At 57.9% G+C, this 18162-nt stretch carries 14 protein-coding genes and 1 riboswitch; of the genes, 6 read left to right on the top strand and 8 right to left on the bottom strand.

Going from position 1 to position 18162, the window contains the following annotated elements; all coding sequences use genetic code 11:
• Positions 1-59: 59 nt before the first annotated feature.
• From SE16_RS03315 to SE16_RS03290, 5 genes are all read right to left on the bottom strand, one after another.
• A complete protein-coding gene (locus SE16_RS03315) occupies positions 60-1439 on the bottom strand; it encodes a polysaccharide deacetylase family protein (RefSeq protein WP_161804505.1) in 1380 nt (459 codons plus the stop codon).
• Positions 1440-2036 carry a hypothetical protein gene (locus SE16_RS03305; protein WP_060687208.1) on the bottom strand — a complete coding sequence of 199 codons (597 nt, stop codon included), beginning with the start codon at positions 2034-2036 and terminating at the stop codon, positions 1440-1442.
• A complete protein-coding gene (locus SE16_RS03300) occupies positions 2037-3245 on the bottom strand; it encodes a DNA double-strand break repair nuclease NurA (RefSeq protein WP_060687206.1) in 1209 nt (402 codons plus the stop codon).
• A 78-nt stretch (positions 3246-3323) separates the two neighbouring features.
• Positions 3324-5723, bottom strand: coding sequence for a HAMP domain-containing sensor histidine kinase (locus tag SE16_RS03295; protein ID WP_060687204.1), 2400 nt, complete (start codon positions 5721-5723; stop codon positions 3324-3326).
• Between the two features lie 7 nt (positions 5724-5730).
• Positions 5731-6765 carry a PstS family phosphate ABC transporter substrate-binding protein gene (locus SE16_RS03290; RefSeq protein ID WP_054492861.1) on the bottom strand — a complete coding sequence of 345 codons (1035 nt, stop codon included), beginning with the start codon at positions 6763-6765 and terminating at the stop codon, positions 5731-5733.
• Positions 6766-7010: 245 nt separating this feature from the next.
• On the opposite strand from SE16_RS03290, the gene sqr reads away from it, so the two are divergent.
• From sqr to SE16_RS03270, 4 genes are read left to right on the top strand one after another with little or no spacing between them, the layout of a single operon-like run.
• Complete coding sequence (sqr, locus tag SE16_RS03285; protein WP_054492862.1) at positions 7011-8240, top strand: type III sulfide quinone reductase, selenoprotein subtype; 1230 nt, start codon at positions 7011-7013, stop codon at positions 8238-8240.
• Between the two features lie 13 nt (positions 8241-8253).
• Positions 8254-8994: a DUF1641 domain-containing protein gene (locus tag SE16_RS03280; RefSeq protein ID WP_054492863.1), complete on the top strand. Its 741-nt coding sequence runs from the start codon at positions 8254-8256 to the stop codon at positions 8992-8994.
• A gap of 26 nt (positions 8995-9020) precedes the next feature.
• A complete protein-coding gene (locus SE16_RS03275; RefSeq protein WP_054492864.1) occupies positions 9021-9335 on the top strand; it encodes a TusE/DsrC/DsvC family sulfur relay protein in 315 nt (104 codons plus the stop codon).
• Between the two features lie 33 nt (positions 9336-9368).
• Positions 9369-9833, top strand: a complete 465-nt coding sequence (locus SE16_RS03270; protein WP_054492865.1) for a DsrE/DsrF/DrsH-like family protein — start codon at positions 9369-9371, stop codon at positions 9831-9833.
• Positions 9834-9893: 60 nt separating this feature from the next.
• Here SE16_RS03270 and SE16_RS03265 read toward each other — a convergent pair whose 3' ends face one another.
• The 3 genes from SE16_RS03265 to SE16_RS03255 all read right to left on the bottom strand — a co-directional run bounded on the left by SE16_RS03265 (position 9894) and on the right by SE16_RS03255 (position 16103).
• Positions 9894-12512, bottom strand: a complete 2619-nt coding sequence (locus tag SE16_RS03265; RefSeq protein ID WP_054492866.1) for a tetratricopeptide repeat protein — start codon at positions 12510-12512, stop codon at positions 9894-9896.
• Between the two features lie 181 nt (positions 12513-12693).
• Entirely contained in the window at positions 12694-14871 is a 2178-nt protein-coding gene (locus SE16_RS03260; RefSeq protein ID WP_082374209.1) for a S8 family peptidase, read from the bottom strand.
• Between the two features lie 157 nt (positions 14872-15028).
• Positions 15029-15117, bottom strand: a riboswitch (cyclic di-GMP riboswitch).
• Positions 15118-15200: 83 nt separating this feature from the next.
• Complete coding sequence (locus tag SE16_RS03255; protein WP_060687202.1) at positions 15201-16103, bottom strand: methionyl-tRNA formyltransferase; 903 nt, start codon at positions 16101-16103, stop codon at positions 15201-15203.
• Positions 16104-16177: 74 nt separating this feature from the next.
• Here SE16_RS03255 and SE16_RS03250 point away from each other — a divergent pair, with 74 nt between their 5' ends.
• Positions 16178-16615, top strand: coding sequence for an oxidative damage protection protein (locus SE16_RS03250; RefSeq protein WP_082374148.1), 438 nt, complete (start codon positions 16178-16180; stop codon positions 16613-16615).
• 2 nt (positions 16616-16617) lie between these two features.
• Positions 16618-18039 (top strand): CUAEP/CCAEP-tail radical SAM (seleno)protein, encoded by a 1422-nt coding sequence (locus SE16_RS03245; RefSeq protein ID WP_054492557.1) that lies wholly within the window; start codon positions 16618-16620, stop codon positions 18037-18039.
• The last annotated feature ends 123 nt before the right edge of the window (positions 18040-18162 follow it).

Here is an 18162-nt window from a genome sequence, read left to right as displayed (position 1 = left end):
CTTCGATGATTGGGTGTTGAATGGATGAAAACGACTCGAGGACCCCTTCGTCCTGAGGATTAGCGATCGTTTTGTTCCCAGTAGGCAAGGGCGTTGGCAAGCCCGACCGCGCTCCAATGCCCTCGCACGCGGATACGGTGTAAGGTCAACAATGTGTCTGTGGAATGGGTCATGCCACCTTCGGTGGTGACAGCCGCCCAATAGTGCGCCGACCGAACAAGGTCAATGATGTGTTGGTTGTAGCGCCCACTTGGGTAGGCAAAGGCTTCGGGCCTGAACCCAAGTTGGTTGGCAATAGCTTCGCTTGAACCGAGAATTTGCCAAATCAAGTAGTCATCATCTTTGCCGCGCAAATCCACGTGGTCGCGGGCGTGTGAGCCGATTTCCATGCCGGCGGCGTGCATTTCGCGCAGTTGGTCCCATGTCATGTAGCCGGGGCGTCCGGTGTCGGGGTTGTTGGTGACGATGAAAAATGTGCCCACGTAGCCAAATTCTTGCAGGATGGGGAAGGCGTTGGTGTAGTTGTCTTCGTAGCCGTCATCAAAAGTCAGGATGATGGGCTTGGGCGGCAGGGGGGTGCCGCGCGTAAGGGCGTAGACCAGGTCGTGCAGGGTGATGGTTTGGTAGCCCTGCGATTTCAGGTAGGCGAGGTGTTCGCGAAACCGCTCCGGTGGAACGCTCAAATCGCGGCGAATGGCGTTCGAGCCGGGCGGGGGTGTGCTGATGTAGTGGTACATGAGGATGGGCACGCGCACGGTGCGCGGTTGCCCATCCGGTGTTGGCCAGGGGGTGGGCGTTGGCGTCGGTGTAGCGGTGGCGGTGGGCGTCAGCGTGGGACCGGGGCGGCCGCCTTGCCCATTCACCAGCAGGAAGTCCACGTCAATCACTTGCCGCCCGCCGCTGTCCGGTTCGCATGGTTCGGCGTCGGTCTCGACGGTGAGCACGGGCGAGATGTGTTCCCCCGTTTGGGGATGCACAACGGCGACGAACCAGCGCCCCGCTTTCGCGTAGCCATCAAGTACAACGTCCCAATACCCGTCCGGCTTGGTGGGGTCTTCCCCTGAGGGGAGTGAAAGCACGCCGTCGCTCCCTTCCCACCAGACATGCACGCGAATGCCGTTGAGCAGGCGCGTCTGGTCGCGAATGACGCCCCGAATCATCGTCACGCCGCAGTTGGGGGCGGTGGTGATGCCGGCAACGTCGAACGCCAGCGGTGCGGGTGTCGGGGTGGCGGTTGTCGTCGGCGTTGGTGAGGGGGTGGGGGAACGGGTGGGCGTCGCCGACGGCGTTGGCGTTCCTGTTGGGGATGGGGACACGGTCAGCGTCGGCGACGGGGTGCGTGTCGCCGTGGGTGTTGAAATGTCGGCTAACGCATGACCGCACGCCGCCAACGTCAGGAGTATGCCAAGGAGCGCTATCCACCCAGCATGTTTTGCCATTTACCGCTCCGGGTCAATGGCGTAGAGCACCGCCAGCAGTTGGTCGTGGTCGCTTTTGAGCAGGGCGGCAATGGCGCGGGCGGCTTCTTCCAGCCAGGCGTCGTCGTTGCCGCGCAGGGTGTAGACGTGGCGAATGTGCGCGGCGAGCACCTGGTCGGCGGGGGTCTGGCTTTCGAGCCGAATGAGCAGGCGGAGATAGTCAAAGCGTTGGGTGAACGCGAGCACTTTCTCCGGTTCGCACGGATAGACGCTGTGATGCAGGGGGGGCGGCATGGGGGGGAGTGTTTGGCGAATGCTGCCGTTGTCGTTCCAGCCGACAAAAGCGGCGTGGAATTCGGTATGGAGCAGGCGCTTCAATTGCGGGTGCGACGCATAAACGGCCTCATCACGGGTTGTGGCGTCGGCGCGGCGGACGGGGCGGCGTGTGCTGTCAATCCCGTGGGTGGTGCCGAATGTCACAATGGCGTAGCAGTCGTCGCGCCCTTCGCGCAGGGTTTTGACAAGCGCCCCAAGCGGCGGCGATTGATGCAGTTCCTTGCTTTCCGCCACAAAGCCCAGGCTGTTGGTTTCGATGATTTCCCCCAAGTATTCCACCACTTATACCCCCCGCAAACGTTTGTGCATGGATTTGGCGCTCCATTGTATGGAAATCTGATAGCGCGCCAACTCTTCTTCAATCAGATTCAGAATGTTTTGGCGGTCCTGCGTGCTGAGGACGGCGCACTCATGCGCTTCGTGCAGGGCGGGCGGGTAGGGTGGTTGCGAGCCTGAACGGCGGCATTGGTCCCAGAGCGCGGCATGTGTCAGCGCGAGCAGGTCGGGGTCTTGCGCAACCCAGTCGGGAATTTCAACGCGGGCGATTTCTTCTCCCGTGTGCATGTAGAAGAAGCGCACTTCATGCTCCCGATAGTGCTTCAAAATTTGCGATTCGCTGGCGAAGAGGATCGAGCGTTCGCCGGGCGAGAGATGGCGGCGCATGAGCGCCGCGTCGCGGATGCGTTCCAGACTGCGGCAAAGGGCGAGGGGACCCTCGGTTGCGGGCGGTGTGGGCGGACGGCAACAGGTTGTCTGGCGGGCGCAAATGGCGATGCGGAGCAGGTTGGTCAGCTCATAACTGCCGGAGTCGCTGATGTAGCTGGCGACGGGGATGTGCTGCTCGGCGAACCAATCCAGCACCTGCAAGTACTCTTCCAGGAGCGGTTTGCGCACCTGGTCGGGCTCGGTTTGGATGGTCCACAAAATCAGCGTGCCGTCCAGCAGGGCGACGATGGGCGTATCGGGAATGCGGTGCCGCGCCTCTTCGACGGCGCGGCGCAAGGCGTGCAGTTCGGCGATCGCCATGCGGGCGCTCAGGCGACTGCCTTCCACGGGGTATTGGCGCGCCTCGCCGTCCAGATAGAGGTCTTCGGTCTGGTAGTAGAGCGTCGTCTCGGTTTCGAGTTCGCATTGCGCCGTGCCGCCGTATTCCAGCCAGACCATGCCCGTGTTGATGACATAAAATTGGATGGAAGTGTGGCGGTCGGGGGGCATGTTGGAGCCGTCGGCGGCGGCGACGATGAAGTGATGGGGCGGGGGTGGGGCGGCTGTTTTGGCGTCGAGTGGGTAGGTGAGCGGGCGCGCCACCAGCCAGGGCAAGCGCTGGGTGGTGGATTGGGCGTCGCGCGCGGCTTCAATGGTGTCTTCGTCCAGGCTGTTGAAGAGCGCGATGGCTTCATCCAGAATGGCGCGTCGGTCGGGTAGGTCTGTGCGCAATTCTTTTGCCAGGCTCTGAATGTGTTGCGAGAGACCTTGGAAATTGATGGGCATACCCTTCTCCTCTTGTTGTCAGGGGTTTGCCCATCAGTATACGAATGCCTGCGACAATGCGCGAGTGGAGCGCGCGCCTTACGCCTGTGCAGTGGGTTGGGCTTCATCGGCGACGGTCTCGTTGTCCGTTTCCGCCTGGTCGGCGGCGGGGGTGCTTTGCGCCCAGCGCCAGACGGGCAGCGTAAACGTGAATGTGGAACCGACGCCCACTGTGCTTTCAACTTCGATGCGCCCGCCGTGCATTTCCACCAGATGCTTGACAATGCTCAGCCCCAAACCACTGCCCCCGACCTTGCGCGTGTCGGAAGCGTCCACCATGTAGAACGCCTCGAACAATTTGGGGAGATGTTCTGCGGGGATACCAATCCCCGTATCTTCGACACGAATGCGCACAAAGGTGCGTTGGTTTTCTTCCACCAGGTCGGTGATGACGTGGATATGCCCTTCTTCGGTAAATTTGGCGGCGTTGGAAAGCAGGTTCAGCAGGATTTGGCGAATGCGCAGCGTATCCCCATAGACATGCGGCGGTTCGCCAAAGTAGATGGCGCGGCACGTCACGTTCTTGTGCGCCACGTGGGGCTTCACCATTTCAAGCGTGAACTCGATTTCTTTCTTGATATCCACTTCGCCCAGGTCGAGCTTGAATTTGCCCGCGCTGATGCGCGAGAGGTCAATAATGTCGTTGATGAGCGTCAGTAAGTGCTGCCCAGACCGGTAAATGAGCTCCACGTCTTCGCGCTGGCGGGGGGGGAGCGGTCCATCAATGCCGCGCAAAAGCACTTGCGCAAACCCGATAATCGAGTTGAGCGGGGTGCGCAGTTCGTGGCTCATGTTGGCGATAAATTGCGATTTCATCTGGTCGGCTTCGGCAAGGCGTTGTGCCAACAGGTGTTGCCGGTGGTAGAGGCTGGCATGTTCAAGCGAGATACTGAGGCGGTCGGCGAGTGATTTGAGCAGGCTGGCGTAGGCGGCGCGCATGGTTTCATCCAGCTGGTTGCTGCGGATTTCCAGTGCGCCCTGGATACCTTCTTGCGTCACGACCGGCAAAAAGAGAATGTGTTGCTGATTGACGTCAATCCAAAAGGCTTTGCGCTGGCTTATGGCGCGATGCACATGTAGAAACCGCCATGAGGCTTGGGTATGGGGGGCGTGGTGGGATGTGTCGGGCGGGGTGGTGCTTGCCATCAAGTCAACCTGCCCCGTGTCGAGCAGGCGGTAGAAGCCTACCCATTCGGCGTCGAGTTCGCGGTGAATGAGGGCGATGGCTTCACGCACGAGTTGGCTTTCGTCGAGCGTTTGCCCCAAATGCCCCGTCATGTCCAGGACTTTGCGGTTCAACATGACGAGCCGTTGCAGGCGTTCGGTCATTTGGTTGAAGGCGTGCGCCAGGGCGCTCAGTTCGTCTTGTCCGTATACGGGGACGCGCTTGCTCAAATCGTTGTCGTGGGCGATGGCAAGCGCAGTTTGCTGAATGGCGCGCACACGGGCGGCGACTTGCTGTGAAAGCCATACCCCGGCAGTGAGCGCGACCAGAAAGCCCAGGATGGAGGCAAGCGGCAAGGTGACAAATATCCGCCAGACGGGGGCGAGAGCGGCATTGCGTTCTTGCAGGAAAAAGACAACCCACCCTAACGAGGCAATCGCCTGGCGCGAACTTGGGTCGTAGGTGCCCACAGGCTCCGCGGCGACAAGGTAGGTGGTGCCCCCTATCTGGACGCCCGTTCCATCCCCGTTTTGGCGGAAGGCGCGCAGCAAAGTGTGCTCGGCGGTGGCGGGGATGTTCAGGGGCACGAAGCCTTGGGGCTCGGCGACGATGAAGCGCCCGGAAGGTTGCCACAGCCCCATTTTGCTGTGCGGTACGGGGGCAAATGCGCGGGTTTCCACCAGCACGCTCATGTCCACGTGGGCGGCAAGTGCACCGTTGACCAGTGCTTGCCGCCGCCCATAGATGGGGACGACGATGAGCAGTGTGGTGGGCGTATCGGTGTTGCGCATGAGGAGCGCACCGCGCCCGTTGTTGTACACAAGCGGCCACCACGTCTGGATGGGCTGGTTTTCCAGGAAAGCGGTTGTCCCGATGACGAAGCGCCCCTTGGCGTCGAGCAGGGCGATGTCGAGCATGTCGGGGAATTGGTTGCGGAAGGTGTAGAGTTCCTGCAACGCGGTTTCTTGCACCGCGGGCGCGTGGATAGGCTGGTTGGCGCGTTCGGCGGCGGCCTGGATAGTTGGGTTGGTGCTCAACGCCTGCAACAGGTCGGCTTGCTTGGCGAGCAAATCCCCCACGGTTTGCGCCCGAATTCGCGCCGACTCATCGAGATTGTCCACCGCCGTCGCCACCAGGTAGCGTTGCAAAGCCACGAAAATGATGCCTGTGGAAAGCAAGAGCGAGCAGAAAGCAACGCCCACAAAGCCGAGAACAAGTTTGCGGCGCACACTGCCGGCGAGCCAGAACGTGCGCAGATGACGAAACGGGTTCATACACGCCTCAGCGTTCCTCGATTGTTTCTGATGCAAGCAAATCAACAATGGAAACGCCCACCAGCGCCCCGCTCCCATCGAAAACCGTTCCTTCCACCTGGTTGGCAAAGCGCTCGCTGACCAGGGCATAGAGTTGGTCGGTGAGTGGGATGTAGCCGACTTGCAGGCTGGTGATGGGGGCGTGTTGCAGGTAGAAAGCGACGAACGCCGCCAGGGCGGGGTTGGCGTTCAAACGCTCTTTGTTGACATAAATGAAGATGGGGCGTGAAAGCGGCTGGTAGAGCCCGCGCGAAACGGTTTCGGTGTTGGGTTCGATACAGCCATGCCCGTTGTCAATCGAGAGCAGTTTGAGTTTGTCGCGGTTCTGGTCGTAGTAGGCGTATCCAAAGAAGCCCAGCGCGTTGGGGTCTTGCGCGACGCCTTGCACCAATTTGGTGTCGTCTTCGCTCCCAAAGTAGTCCAGGCGGCTTTCCCCTTCAACGCCCACGATGGCTTGCGTGAAGTAATCGTACGTTCCTGAGTCAAGTCCAGCCCCATATAGCGAGAGCGGGCGGTTGGGGAAGGTGTCGCGTATGTGCTTCCAGTTGGTAATGACGCCTTCCGCCTCGGGCGCCCAGATGCGCCGCAATTCTGCCACCGTGAGGCAGATAGCCCAATCGTTGCTGGGGTGTACCACCACCGAAAGCCCGTCGAACGCCACAGGCAACTCGATGAACGTCACCCCGTTTTCGCGGCACATTTGCCATTCGTGGGCGTCAATGGGGCGCGATGCGTCCGAAATGTCGGTGGCACCCGCGCAAAATTTTTTGAAGCCGCCCCCCGTTCCTGAAATGTGGACGTCCACCTTGACCGCGGGGTGGCGGGCTTTGAATTGGTCGGCAATCGCCTGGCTGATAGGGGCGACTGTGCTTGAACCGTCAATGAGGATACTGCCCTGCAAGGCACTGGTTGGAGAAGGCGAGGGGCGCGAGGTGTTGGGCGCTGTACACCCGATGACAAGCAACAACATGCAGATTGCAAGAAGGCGAAGACCGTATGGCATGGTGGCTGCTCCTCTGCTTGGTCTTACACGATACCAAACAGCACCATACAGCCACTTGGTTAAGGCAAGGTTAGCGTTGTTTTAAGGGTTTTTGATGGGGCGTTGCGTGGCGGTGTGATACTCATGACAAGTATCATGCGCGGGATGTGTTGCCTGGCACTGGTCTTTGCTTGTGAAGTATTGCACAATATGGTTGCAATACTTGAGTAGAGTATAACCGCAAGCAACGGAAGGAGTGAGCGACGATGAAACGCATTGTGATTTTGGGGGCGGGAACAGCGGGCACGATGCTGGCGAATCGGCTGGCGCGGATGCCCGAGATGGACGATTGGCGCATTACTGTGGTTGATGCCACACGCGAGCACTACTATCAGCCGGGCTTTCTGCTGTTGCCCTTTGGGGTGTACGGAAAGGACGATGTTGTGCGCCCCAAACGCTACTACCTGCCGGCGGGTGCGGAACTGATTTTTGCCGAGGTGGACCGCATTCGCCCCGATCAAAAGGTGGTGGAGTTGATGGATGGGCGCAAAGTGGCGTATGACGTGCTGGTGATTGCCACCGGTTCGCACATTCACCCCGAAGAGACGCCGGGGCTGATGGAGCATGAGTGGCACAAGACGATTCACACCTTTTACGATTTTGAAGGAGCGGTGGCGTTGGCGGACGCCCTGCGCCATTTCAAGGAAGGTCGCCTGGTGTTGAACGTGGCTGAAATGCCCATCAAGTGCCCGGTGGCGCCGCTCGAATTTGTCTTCCTGGCGGATTGGTACTTTACGCACCGCGGTTTGCGCGACCGTGTAGAGATTGTGTACACAACGCCGCTTCCGGGGGCGTTCACAAAGCCGAAGGCGACCGAGATGCTGGGGACGATGCTTGAGGAGCGCGGTATTCGTGTTGTGCCTGAGTTCAACGTGATGGAAGTTGACCCGGATGCGCGGATTTTGCGCTCGTATGACGAGCAAGAAGTGGAATACGACTTGTTGGTTTCCATTCCGGTGCACATGGGGGCGGACGCCATTGCGCGTTCGGAGATGGGCGATGAGTTGAATTTCGTGCCCACGGACCGCCATACGTTGTTGGCGAAGGGCTACGATGACATTTTCGTGCTCGGTGATGCGACCGATTTGCCGGCGTCCAAGGCGGGGTCGGTGGCGCATTTCGAGGTGGATGTCTTCATGGAGAACTTCCGCCGGTATCTGGATGGGCTGGAGCTGTTGCCTTTGTTCGATGGGCATTCCAACTGCTTCATCGAGACCGGCTATGGCAAGGGTGTGCTGATTGATTTCAACTATGACGTGGAGCCGTTGCCGGGCATGTTCCCGTTGCCGGGTGTGGGACCGATGCCGTTGCTCAAAGAATCGCGCGTCAACCATTGGGGCAAGCTGATGTTCCACTGGATGTACTGGAACATTTTGCTGAAAGGGCGTGAGTTGCCCATTCCGGCGCGCATGAGCATGGCCGGCAAGCGGTTGTGAAAGGAGGCAGACGATGACAGTGCAACCGCCGACAACGGTTGAGGAACGGTTGGAGCGCCTGGAAACCCGCCTGGAGCGCCTGAGTGAGCAGTTCGAGAGGGTTGCCGAGCGGTTGGATGTGGTGGTGGAGATGGCCGAGCGGCAACACGCCGCGGCGCTGGAGCGGCAGGATTTGGCGCGGGCGTTGCAGCCGGTGATGCACGATGCCTATGCGGTGCTGGTGGATGAGCTGAGCGATATGGAGCAGGTGCTCACACAGGAGGAACTCATCACACTGGTGCGGCGCCTGGCGTGGAATGTGCGCAATCTGAACCGCGCGTTGGATGCGCTGGAAAGCATGGCCGACCTGGCGGATGCGATGGGACCGATTGTGCATGATGCGTATGGCGAGATAGCGCGGTACGCTGAGGAGGCGGACAAGCGCGGCTATGTGCCGTTCCTGCTCGAAATGGGGTATGTGGTCGATCGGATTATCACCGGCTTTACGCCGGAAGATGTACGCCAGTTGGGCGACCATGTGGTGTTGATTTTGAACACCGTCAAGCAGTTGACGCAACCGCAGATGATGCGTTTGTTGTCGCAGTTGACGAGCAGTTTGCAGGAAGCTGAGCAACAAGTGTCGGAGATGCCAACCGATTTGCGTTCGCTGTTGCGCATGATGCGCGACCCGCAAGTGCGGCGCGGGTTGGCGGTGGCGCTGGCTGCATTGCGTGGCATGGCGCCGCAGGATGACAACGGCAGTACTGGCAAGTGAAACCGAATCAAACAGGAGGAAGAACCATGACAACCAAGACATTGGCCGACTTGAATGTGCAGTTGGATGCGGAAGGGTTCCTGGTGAACCCCAACGATTGGACGCCGGAAATTGCCGAGGTGCTGGCGCGCGAGGAAGGCATTGAATTGACCGACCGCCATTGGGAAGTGATCAACTTCGTGCGCAAGTATTACGAAGAGCATGGGGAACCGCCCACTCTGCGCGCCATTACGAAGCAATCGGGTGTCCCCACCAAGGAGCTCTATCAGCTGTTCCCGAAAGGTCCCGCCAAGAAAGTGGCGCGCATTGCGGGGCTGGGCAAACCGAAAGGCTGCATCTAGGCACTCGTTGAGACGCAGAACAGGAGGGATACCATGAGTGAAGACCGCAAGATGGCGATTATCGTCTCCAAAGGGACGTTGGACATGGCGTATCCGGGGTTGGTGTTGGCAAACGCCGCCCGCATGCTGGGGATTGAGGTCAAGTTGTTCTTCACCTTTTGGGGGATGGATGTCATTAACAAGAAGACCGTTGACCACTTGAAGGTGGCGCCGGTCGGCAACCCGGCGATGCACATGCCGCAGCTGGCGGGGGTGTTGCCTGGTGCGACAGACCTGGCCACAACGATGATGAAGAAGCAGATGGAGAAGCTCGACTTCCCGCCGGTGCGCGAGTTCCTGGAAATGGTGCATGATGCCGGGGCGGAAATTTACGCCTGCCGGATGGCGGCGGACATGATGGGCTTGACGAAGGAGGATTTGGTGCCGCAGGTGGATGACATTGTCGGGGCGATGGAGTTCCTGGAAATGGCGGAAGGGGCGCAAATCATTTTCATCTAAGCCATGACGCTCTGGCAGACAAGGCGAACGGGGCGCTTGTGTAGCGCCCCATTTTGCGTCTCAAGAGATGGTGTGGGATGACAAATCGTTTTGGATGTTGTCAAGCCGGTTGAGCAGGAATTGGGCGTCCAGTTTTTCGGCCAAGGGGCGCGCTTGGGAAAGATAGAGGTTGGTAAATTTGGTGTCGCCCATGTGATGCGCAATCTCTGCCGCCTCGGTGAGGAAGAGGGCTTTTTCGTAGTCGTCGGGTGCGAGGTCTATCGCCATTTGCAGCTCTGCCAGTGCGTGGTGGTATTTGCCTTGAGCGGCGGCGAGCAAGCCTTTCAGGCGATGATGGTACATGCGCGGGAGTTTGGAGCCGCCGACACTTGGTTCTGCCTGGAGTATTTTTTCAGCTTGCTCAAAAAGATGTTGGGCTTCATCGATCCATCCGTTTCGCAGGGCAATTTCGCTGAGCACATGATGTTTTCGGCATACCAATGTTGGGGTAATTTCGGGAATATCGGCTGATGCTTCAACCGCCTCTGGAATTTCATTGCAGTACAAGTGCAATTGAGTTTTGTTGAGTAAAGCAATGGCGAGAAAGTGTTGGTGGTTGATGCGTTGCGCAAGTTGAATGGCTTGCGCGAGGAGAGTTTGAGCTTTTTCAATCTCTCCCAAGCGATACCACATTTGCCCCAAATTGATTTTAACAGCCGTTACACCTTCCAAATCACCAAATTCAAGCAGGATTTGAAGCGCTTCTTCAGAGACGGTAAGCGCTTTTTGCCAATTTCCTAGAGCATTGTAGCACGCACCGAGGTTTACAAGTGTTCGTGCCACGGTGTATTTAGCGTTCAAATGTTGCTGTATTTGGAGGGCTTGTTCGAGATAATGTGCGGCTAAAGCGATATCGCCTTTGGAAAAGACAAGAGGTCCCAAACGACGCAATATTTCGGAAGAAAGCAAATCATCTTCTGCCGTCATAGCCAAAGCCAATGCCGATTGCAACCATTGTTCCGCTTCTTTGAAAAGCCCCTGGCGGTGGTACGTCAACCCCAAATCACTGCAAATGCGTGCTTTTTCGAGCCGTTCTGCATTGTCACGTTCGCGCTCTTCGAGAAGAGCGTAGGCTTGTTTGAACCATTCGATGGCTTCACTATATTTGCCGCGCACTTCTGCGATACGGCCTTGCAGACGAAGAACCTCAGCTTTGAGGCGCGGCGGTGCTTCCGGCATTTGCTCTGTAATGTGGAGAGCTTCTTCATACAGCGAGGCGGCTTGTTCATATTGTCCTGTGGCGAAGAAGGCGTCGCCCAGAGTGATTGCCAAATATCGCTGAGTAAGCAGGTCAATATCGGATGATTGTGCCAGTGTGTGGGCTTGCGAGAGAAGGGTAATGGCTTCTCGTTTGGCGTGTTGTTGTGTTGCTTCTGTCCCGGCTTTCAGTAAATACTGAACGGCCTGTTGAGCATGCGCACCTTGCTGGTAATGCGTTGCCAGATAGGCCAAACGCCAGGGATGTTCGATAGGCCAGAGATGTTCAATCGTTTGGGCGATGAGCAAGTGCCATTCACTGCGAATAGCGGGGGCGAGTGACGTATAAATAGCTTTTTCGATGGCGTGTGCGCGAAAGACCCATGTATTTTCAACAGGTTGCAGGAACCCCCATGCTTGCGCCGTTTCCAGCTCTTGGCGAAGATCATTGACGGCGAGTCCTTTGCGTTCGATGATTTTTTCCAGCACCGCGATATCTATGGGTGAACCAATAATGCTGGCGACCTCGACAAGGGTACGCACTGACGGGGGGAGATGGGGTAGTCGGTGAAGGAAAATCTCGCCAATAGTGGCCGGTAAAGGCGTCTCTATCTCACGGATACCGAGCTGAAAATCTTCAGCGATAGATTGAATGTAGAGAGGGTTGCCTTGCGATTGGGTAAGAAGTGCTGTGATGTACGCAGGTGAGATAGATGGGACGAGTGTCTGGATGAAGGCAAGCGCCTCTTGTTCTGAAAAAGGTGCCAGGACAATCTCTTGGATATTTGCTTTTGTATGATGTCCCTCTGCCAATGTCACAAGACGTTCCCAGCCTTCTGGCCATGTTGTGCCGAGGAAACGGACAGGCGCAAGAGGTTCAAGTGATAATGAAGCGCTTAGAAAATCCAATGAGACGTCATCGGCCCATTGCAAATTCTCTACAATAATGAGCAATGGCCCCTGTTGCGTAATAGCTTTGACAATCTGGCGAAGCGCCCAAAAGAGTTGATGTTTGAGTTGGTCTGATGGAAGTGTAAAAAGATGGGTGTACGTTTTTTGGTCGGGACTATGGAGGAGATAAAACAGCGCAGGACGTACAGATTCCCATTGATCACCCAGCAATGGAGCAAGACGTTTCTCAATACCCTCTGTAGAGTGCTGTGAGAGGGATGGAGTTGGAATTTTCAGGAATGAACGCAGTAAAGCTGAAATCAGCCCCAAAGGTATATTTTGGGTGATGGGAAATGCGCTCCCGCGAACGATGGTCGCAAAAGCCGCTGCATTTTCGGAGACGGCGACGTCAACCAGGGCCGATTTGCCAATTCCTTCTTCGCCAACAAGGAAAAGGCCGCGCACCTCATGAGCCTGATTGGTTGGCTGGAGAAAGGATTGAATGCGTGCCTTTTCGTTTGCGCGATACAAGGTTGCTTTTTGCTGGTTCATATTTGCTCAATCACAGGTGTTGGCCGTTTGCTCGCCCCGCAACTGGGCTCAGTAAAGGCTATCATATCTTTTACAATAAAAAGAGCAAGAAGAAAAGTCTATAAGCCATTAGTCCTATTGGGCCACAGGAAAAAAGAGAAGGCCACCTTACCAAAGGTGGCCTTCGTGCTTCTCGCTAAAATTAGGGCGATGGCAAGACGCCAATGGTGACGCCGAGGAATGCCCACTCACCTAAGAATGCCCATTCGCTCGGATTGATTTGATTGCCTAAGAACGCCCATTCGCCGAGAAATGCCCATTCTCCCAAGAATGCCCATTCGCTTAGAAGTGCTGCATCTCCTAGCAACGTGGTATCACCTAAAAATGCCCATTCACCGAGGAATGCCCACTCACTTAAGTCAACATAATCGCCTAAGAATGCCCACTCACTATTGTAAGCATATTGTCCAAGGAATGCCCATTCTCCCAAGAACGCCCATTCACCAAGGAATGCCCACTCACCTAAGAATGCCCATTCGCTCGGATTGATTTGATTGCCTAAGAACGCCCATTCGCCGAGGAATGCCCATTCTCCCAAGAATGCCCATTCATTCAGATTGACTTCATCGCCTAAGAACGCCCATTCACCGAGGAATGCCCATTCACTCAGAAGCGAGTAATCGTTCAAAAATGCTTCATCGTGGAGAAAATCGTAATCTCCCAAGAACGCCCATTCACCGAGAAATGCCCATTCACTCACGAAAGAGTAATCGCCAAGCCACGTATATTCACCATTATAGGTCGAGATGGTTCCATCCCAGGCCAGATACGGATATTCAGTTTTCCCAACGATGAAGTAGCCTTGTTCCGGCGTGTACGCTGTCGGGCCCAAGTAGTGTGTGCCGTCAATGACAGCGTCAGCAGCTGCATCCATGCCTTGGTTGGCTACGAAGGGAACGTCGGGTGCGAGGACGGCGAGCAACGCATTCACGCGGCCAGCGCCTTGTTCCCAAACACTGTACAGGTGTTGGCCATCAATGCGAATTGCACGTTCGGCGGTGCGCATCAAGCGCCCTTTCACCTGGTCGTTGGTCAGTTCGGGGTGCTGTTGCAAAATGAGCGCCACAACACCGCTGACCTCAGCCGTTGCCATTGAAGTCCCCGAAAGCGGGTAGTACTTCACATGCGGCACTTTTTTCCCGGCGAGGCGGAAATGCCCCTTGACAGCATATTGCCCGGATTCGGTCTCGGTGAGCGAGGCGTCAACAGGCATCGGCGCGTAAATTTTCACACCGGGCGCGATGACGTCGGGCTTCACAAAGCGCGATTCCGTCGGGCCGCGCCCTGAGTAGTCGGTCAATTCAGCGCGCCCACCAGCCGCGTGGATGCCTTCACGGTACGCCCCAACGGTAATGACGTAAGGCACGTTGCCGGGAGCGGTAACGCTCAGTGGCTCGGGGCCGTTGTTCCCCGCCGCGGCGACAACCACAATGCCAGCCGCCCAAGCACGCATGACGGCCTGGTTCAGCGGGTCAATCCAGTAAGGCCCTTTGACGTCACTGGTAATCGAAAGGTTGAGGACGTCAATGCCGTACACGTCCTTCATGGAGACGATCCAGTCAATGGCGGCGATGACGTCAGCATACGTGCCGGCGCCGTCCGCCCCAATGGCGCGTGCAATCACCAAGTTGGCTTCCGGCGCGATACCGGCAAACTTTTCATCCGCCACGTCATCGTCCAGCACGTCGGCGTTGGCAATGATGCCGGCGACATGCGTCCCGTGACCGACGGGGTCCTGGCTCTTTTTGGCGTCGGGGTCAACAAAGTCTTTGTAGAGGACGAATTGCCCGGTCTTCTTGTTTTGATAGAAGAGACTGCCATCGTTCGGCGCGCCTTCGGGGCGGCCTTTCATGGATGGTTTCAGTTTGGGGAATTCCGCCAACCCGGAGTCCACAATGGCGACAGTGACACCACGCCCCGTGATACCCGCCTGGTGCAAGGGATGCACCACCAACGTATCGGATGGCGTGTGCAACGTCTCGCCCTTTTCATCATCGTCGTCATCGTCATCCTTGTCGGCAGGGCGGGCGGCAATGCGCACAGTGGTGTTTTCCCAAACCGATGTGATGCCCGGCGTTTGACGCAAGGCCTCTACGCGGTCAGGCGCAATACGCACAACGACCGCATCAATAATGCCAAGTTCGCGGACAATATCACCCCCTGCCAGAGCGGCCAAGGTAGCGGCTTCATCCGCGCTTCCGGCCTGGACAATAACCTCGACGGGTTCGGTCGCAGTGACCGACGGTGCAGGAAAGCGCGTTGGTGCGAGGAAGAGCAACAACGCCAATGCAAAAAGTAGTGATAGCCTGAGACGCTTCATTGAAGACCTCCTATTTAGTTGTGTAAACGACGTGGAAAGAAACGACAAATGGGGGGGAACGACCAAAAACGGCTTGCAACACAACAGGTAGATTGTTATGATGCGTATGCGCTTGGAAAATGTGTTGTGTTATACGGCGTTTCATCCTTTGTCTCCCTTCGGCAGCCCGGCCGCCATAGCGCATGTTTGCGCCGTAGGCCCGAGACTTTGCGCCTCCACCTTTCGGCGGATTTGCCTTTTCGGGGATCAATTCACGGCACTTGCAGTATACAGGTTATTTGAAATATGCCAAATGGTACCCGAGTACTATTTGGGGAAACAAACGCGCCTCACGCTATGAAAAGGACGCCGTCGGCCAGAGGGATGGCGCGTGTATTGGCGGGCGAGCGACCAGAGGGGTGCTGAGACTGAGAGAGGCGGTAGCCTGTGGCGTCATGCGCGTGTACGGGACCGTGCGGTGTTTCAATGGTGAAGGGAACGCCCCATTCAGCGACGCCGCGCATGAAAAAGAAAGCGTGTGCGGCGCTCCATGTGTGCGGAATGTGAAAGTGGTCTGGCTGTGGCCATGCTTCGTATGTGGCAAGGCTTTCGTCTTGGGGTGTTGGCGTCAAGTGCGGCCATGTGCGTACAACATGCGCCAAAAGCCGCCCCCCGACGCGGGCGCATGTGCGTTCTATTATGGAAGCGCGCTGCCCTTCTACGATGGCAATGGCTTGTTGCGCGACAAGCGCGCCGGCGTCAAGATGTTCAGTCATCACATGAACACTGACGCCCGTCAAACGTTCGTTCGCCCGAAACGTCCAGAACAGCGGCGCTGGTCCTCGATGGCGGGGCAACAGGGAGGGGTGAACGTTGAGCGCCGCGCCGGCGGGAAGCGCCAGCAGGGCGCGTGGAAGTCGTTGGTCAAAGCAGGCGACGCAGAGAAAGTCGGGATGGAGGGCGGCAATCTGTTCGGCAACGGCGGGCGCGGTGCTTTGGTGCACTTGCCAAACGGGGATGCCATGTTCCCAAGCCAGCGTGATGATGCTGGGCGTAACGGGGCTGGTGAGGAGCGGAAGGTCGCCGACGGGGGGCGGAGGGGAGAGTGGGATAAACGGCGTCGCTTCAGGCGTGGCGTGCCCGACAAAAACGCCCACCACGTGAATGCCGGCGTGCAGTAACCCGCGCAGCACCTCGTATGAAAACGTTCCACGCAATCCCATGAACACGACACGCGGCGGTTGCCATCCCAATTTGGTTGCCCTCCTGTTCGCCTCTATAATGCCCCTACGCCCAAATGTTGATTTCAAGAAAGCGAGGATGTACTATGCCACCACTTGGAAAATTCTTCAATCGCGATGAAGACGAACAAAAGCCATCGCAAAGCAGCGAAACACCGCAGGCTGAGGAGCGCGAACCCGGCTTTGTGCGTGTTGATGAACAGGGTCGGCGCATTGTCTTTTGCGCCAAACTGCGCCGCGAATTGCCGGGCTTGGCGCGGCCACCGTTTCCTGGTGAATTGGGCCAGCGAATTTATGAACAGGTCTCCCAAGCCGCGTTTGATATGTGGCGCGAACATCAAACCATTCTCATCAACCATTATGGGTTGAACCTTGGCGACCCCATGGCGCGCGAATTTTTGCGCGAACAAATGGAATACTTTCTCTTCCACGATGTCCAAATCATGCCCGAAGAGTGGATTCCCGAAGACCAACGCGGTACGGCGGCGCCTCCTGTGAAGGGTGCGGCTCCACGCAAGAAGTAGCCATGTCCACCAATCCTGTTTCGTCCCCAGCCCGGCTCTCGCAAAACTGGCGTGCGCCGGGCGCCGTTTTGTTGCTTTCGTGCTACGAATTGGGACACCAGCCCTTTGCGCTGGCGTCGCCGTTGGCGTGGCTGCGTGCCGCAGGGTATGCCCCGCGTGCCGTGGATACAGCCGTGGAGCCGCTGCCAGATGCGTACATCGAAGAGGCGTTGTTCGTGGCGATTTCGGTGCCCATGCATACCGCCATGCGGCTGGGCGTCTCCCTGGCGCGGCGCGTTCGCGCGGTCAATCCGCAGGCGCATATTTGCTTCTTTGGGCACTACGCCCTGCTCAATGCCGAGCATTTGCTGGCAACTTGCGCGGATAGCGTGATTGGCGGTGAGTACGAGACGCCTCTGGTGGCGCTTGTCCAGGCGCTGGAAGCCGGCGAGACGCCGCCCGCTGCGGTGCGCACAACGCCTCAGGCGCACCTTGTCCGCCAGCCATTCCTGCGCCCCGAGCGCACCTCCCTGTCGCCGTTGACGCGCTACGCCCATTTGCGCGTTGGCGACCGCCTGGTGCCGGCGGGCTACACCGAAGCCACGCGGGGCTGCAAGCATACCTGCACGCACTGCCCCATTACGCCGGTGTATGGCGGGCGCTTTTTCGCTCTGCCGGTGGATGTGGTGCTCGCCGACATCGAGCAGCAAGTGGCGGCTGGTGCGCGCCATATCACCTTTGGCGACCCCGATTTCTTCAATGGTCCCACGCATGCCTTGCGCATTGTGCGCGCCTTGCATGCCGCCTTCCCTGATGTGACGTTCGATGCGACGATCAAGGTTGAGCATTTGCTCAAACATGCCGCGCTTCTCCCGGAATTGCGTGCCGCGGGGTGTGCGTTTATCGTCTCGGCGGTCGAATCATTGAGCGATGTGGTGCTGGCGCGTTTGCAGAAAGGACACACACGCGCCGATGTCTTCGCGGTTTTCGACCTTATGGAAGAAGTGGGTATCCCCTTGCGCCCCTCCTTCCTGCCCTTTACGCCCTGGGCTTCATTAGATGATTACATTGAATTGGTTGAATTCATTCATCGGCGCGGGCTGGTGCCCCATGTGGACCCTGTGCAGTTGAGCATTCGCCTGCTCATTCCGCCGGGGTCGCCGCTCATCCATGCACCGGACGCCTCTTTGTGGCTGGGCGAACTGGACGCCGACGCCTTCACCTACCGCTGGACACATCCCGACCCGCGTATGGACGCCCTGGCGGAGCGGGTGTCGGCGGTGGTGCAGCAAGCCGCGCAGGCAGGCGAACCGGCGGAAGCCACCTTTGCGCGTATTCGCGCCCTGGCATACGAAACCGCCGGGCGCCCGCTGGAAGAAGACGACCCCGAAACCCACCAGCGCTTTCCGGTCGTTCCCGGCTTGACCGAAGCCTGGTATTGCTGAGCGGAACCCCTCGCGGACCCGGAGGGTTCGCAAGAGCAGTAAAAAAGCCCCGCCAGGGGCTTTTTTTGTTGAGGCAGGGATACAAGTAGTGCTCTGTAAAGCCTCTTTTCGCCGATTGACACC

Source organism: Ardenticatena maritima (assembly GCF_001306175.1).
Taxonomy (GTDB): domain Bacteria; phylum Chloroflexota; class Anaerolineae; order Ardenticatenales; family Ardenticatenaceae; genus Ardenticatena; species Ardenticatena maritima.
The sequence above is the reverse complement of the archived record's forward strand: the minus strand, read 5'-3'. Positions and strand labels throughout refer to the sequence as shown.

Excerpts from the sequence above, each read along its gene's own strand:
- SE16_RS03290 (WP_054492861.1), bottom strand. The coding sequence starts at position 6,765 with ATGCCATACGGTCTTCGCCTTCTTGCAATCTGCATGTTGTTGCTTGTC.
- SE16_RS03250 (WP_082374148.1), top strand. The coding sequence starts at position 16,178 with ATGCCACCACTTGGAAAATTCTTCAATCGCGATGAAGACGAACAAAAG.
- SE16_RS03295 (WP_060687204.1), bottom strand. The coding sequence starts at position 5,723 with ATGAACCCGTTTCGTCATCTGCGCACGTTCTGGCTCGCCGGCAGTGTG.
- sqr (WP_054492862.1), top strand. The coding sequence starts at position 7,011 with ATGAAACGCATTGTGATTTTGGGGGCGGGAACAGCGGGCACGATGCTG.
- SE16_RS03260 (WP_082374209.1), bottom strand. The coding sequence starts at position 14,871 with ATGAAGCGTCTCAGGCTATCACTACTTTTTGCATTGGCGTTGTTGCTC.
- SE16_RS03275 (WP_054492864.1), top strand. The coding sequence starts at position 9,021 with ATGACAACCAAGACATTGGCCGACTTGAATGTGCAGTTGGATGCGGAA.
- SE16_RS03280 (WP_054492863.1), top strand. The coding sequence starts at position 8,254 with ATGACAGTGCAACCGCCGACAACGGTTGAGGAACGGTTGGAGCGCCTG.
- SE16_RS03270 (WP_054492865.1), top strand. The coding sequence starts at position 9,369 with ATGAGTGAAGACCGCAAGATGGCGATTATCGTCTCCAAAGGGACGTTG.
- SE16_RS03265 (WP_054492866.1), bottom strand. The coding sequence starts at position 12,512 with ATGAACCAGCAAAAAGCAACCTTGTATCGCGCAAACGAAAAGGCACGC.
- SE16_RS03315 (WP_161804505.1), bottom strand. The coding sequence starts at position 1,439 with ATGGCAAAACATGCTGGGTGGATAGCGCTCCTTGGCATACTCCTGACG.
- SE16_RS03245 (WP_054492557.1), top strand. The coding sequence starts at position 16,618 with ATGTCCACCAATCCTGTTTCGTCCCCAGCCCGGCTCTCGCAAAACTGG.
- SE16_RS03300 (WP_060687206.1), bottom strand. The coding sequence starts at position 3,245 with ATGCCCATCAATTTCCAAGGTCTCTCGCAACACATTCAGAGCCTGGCA.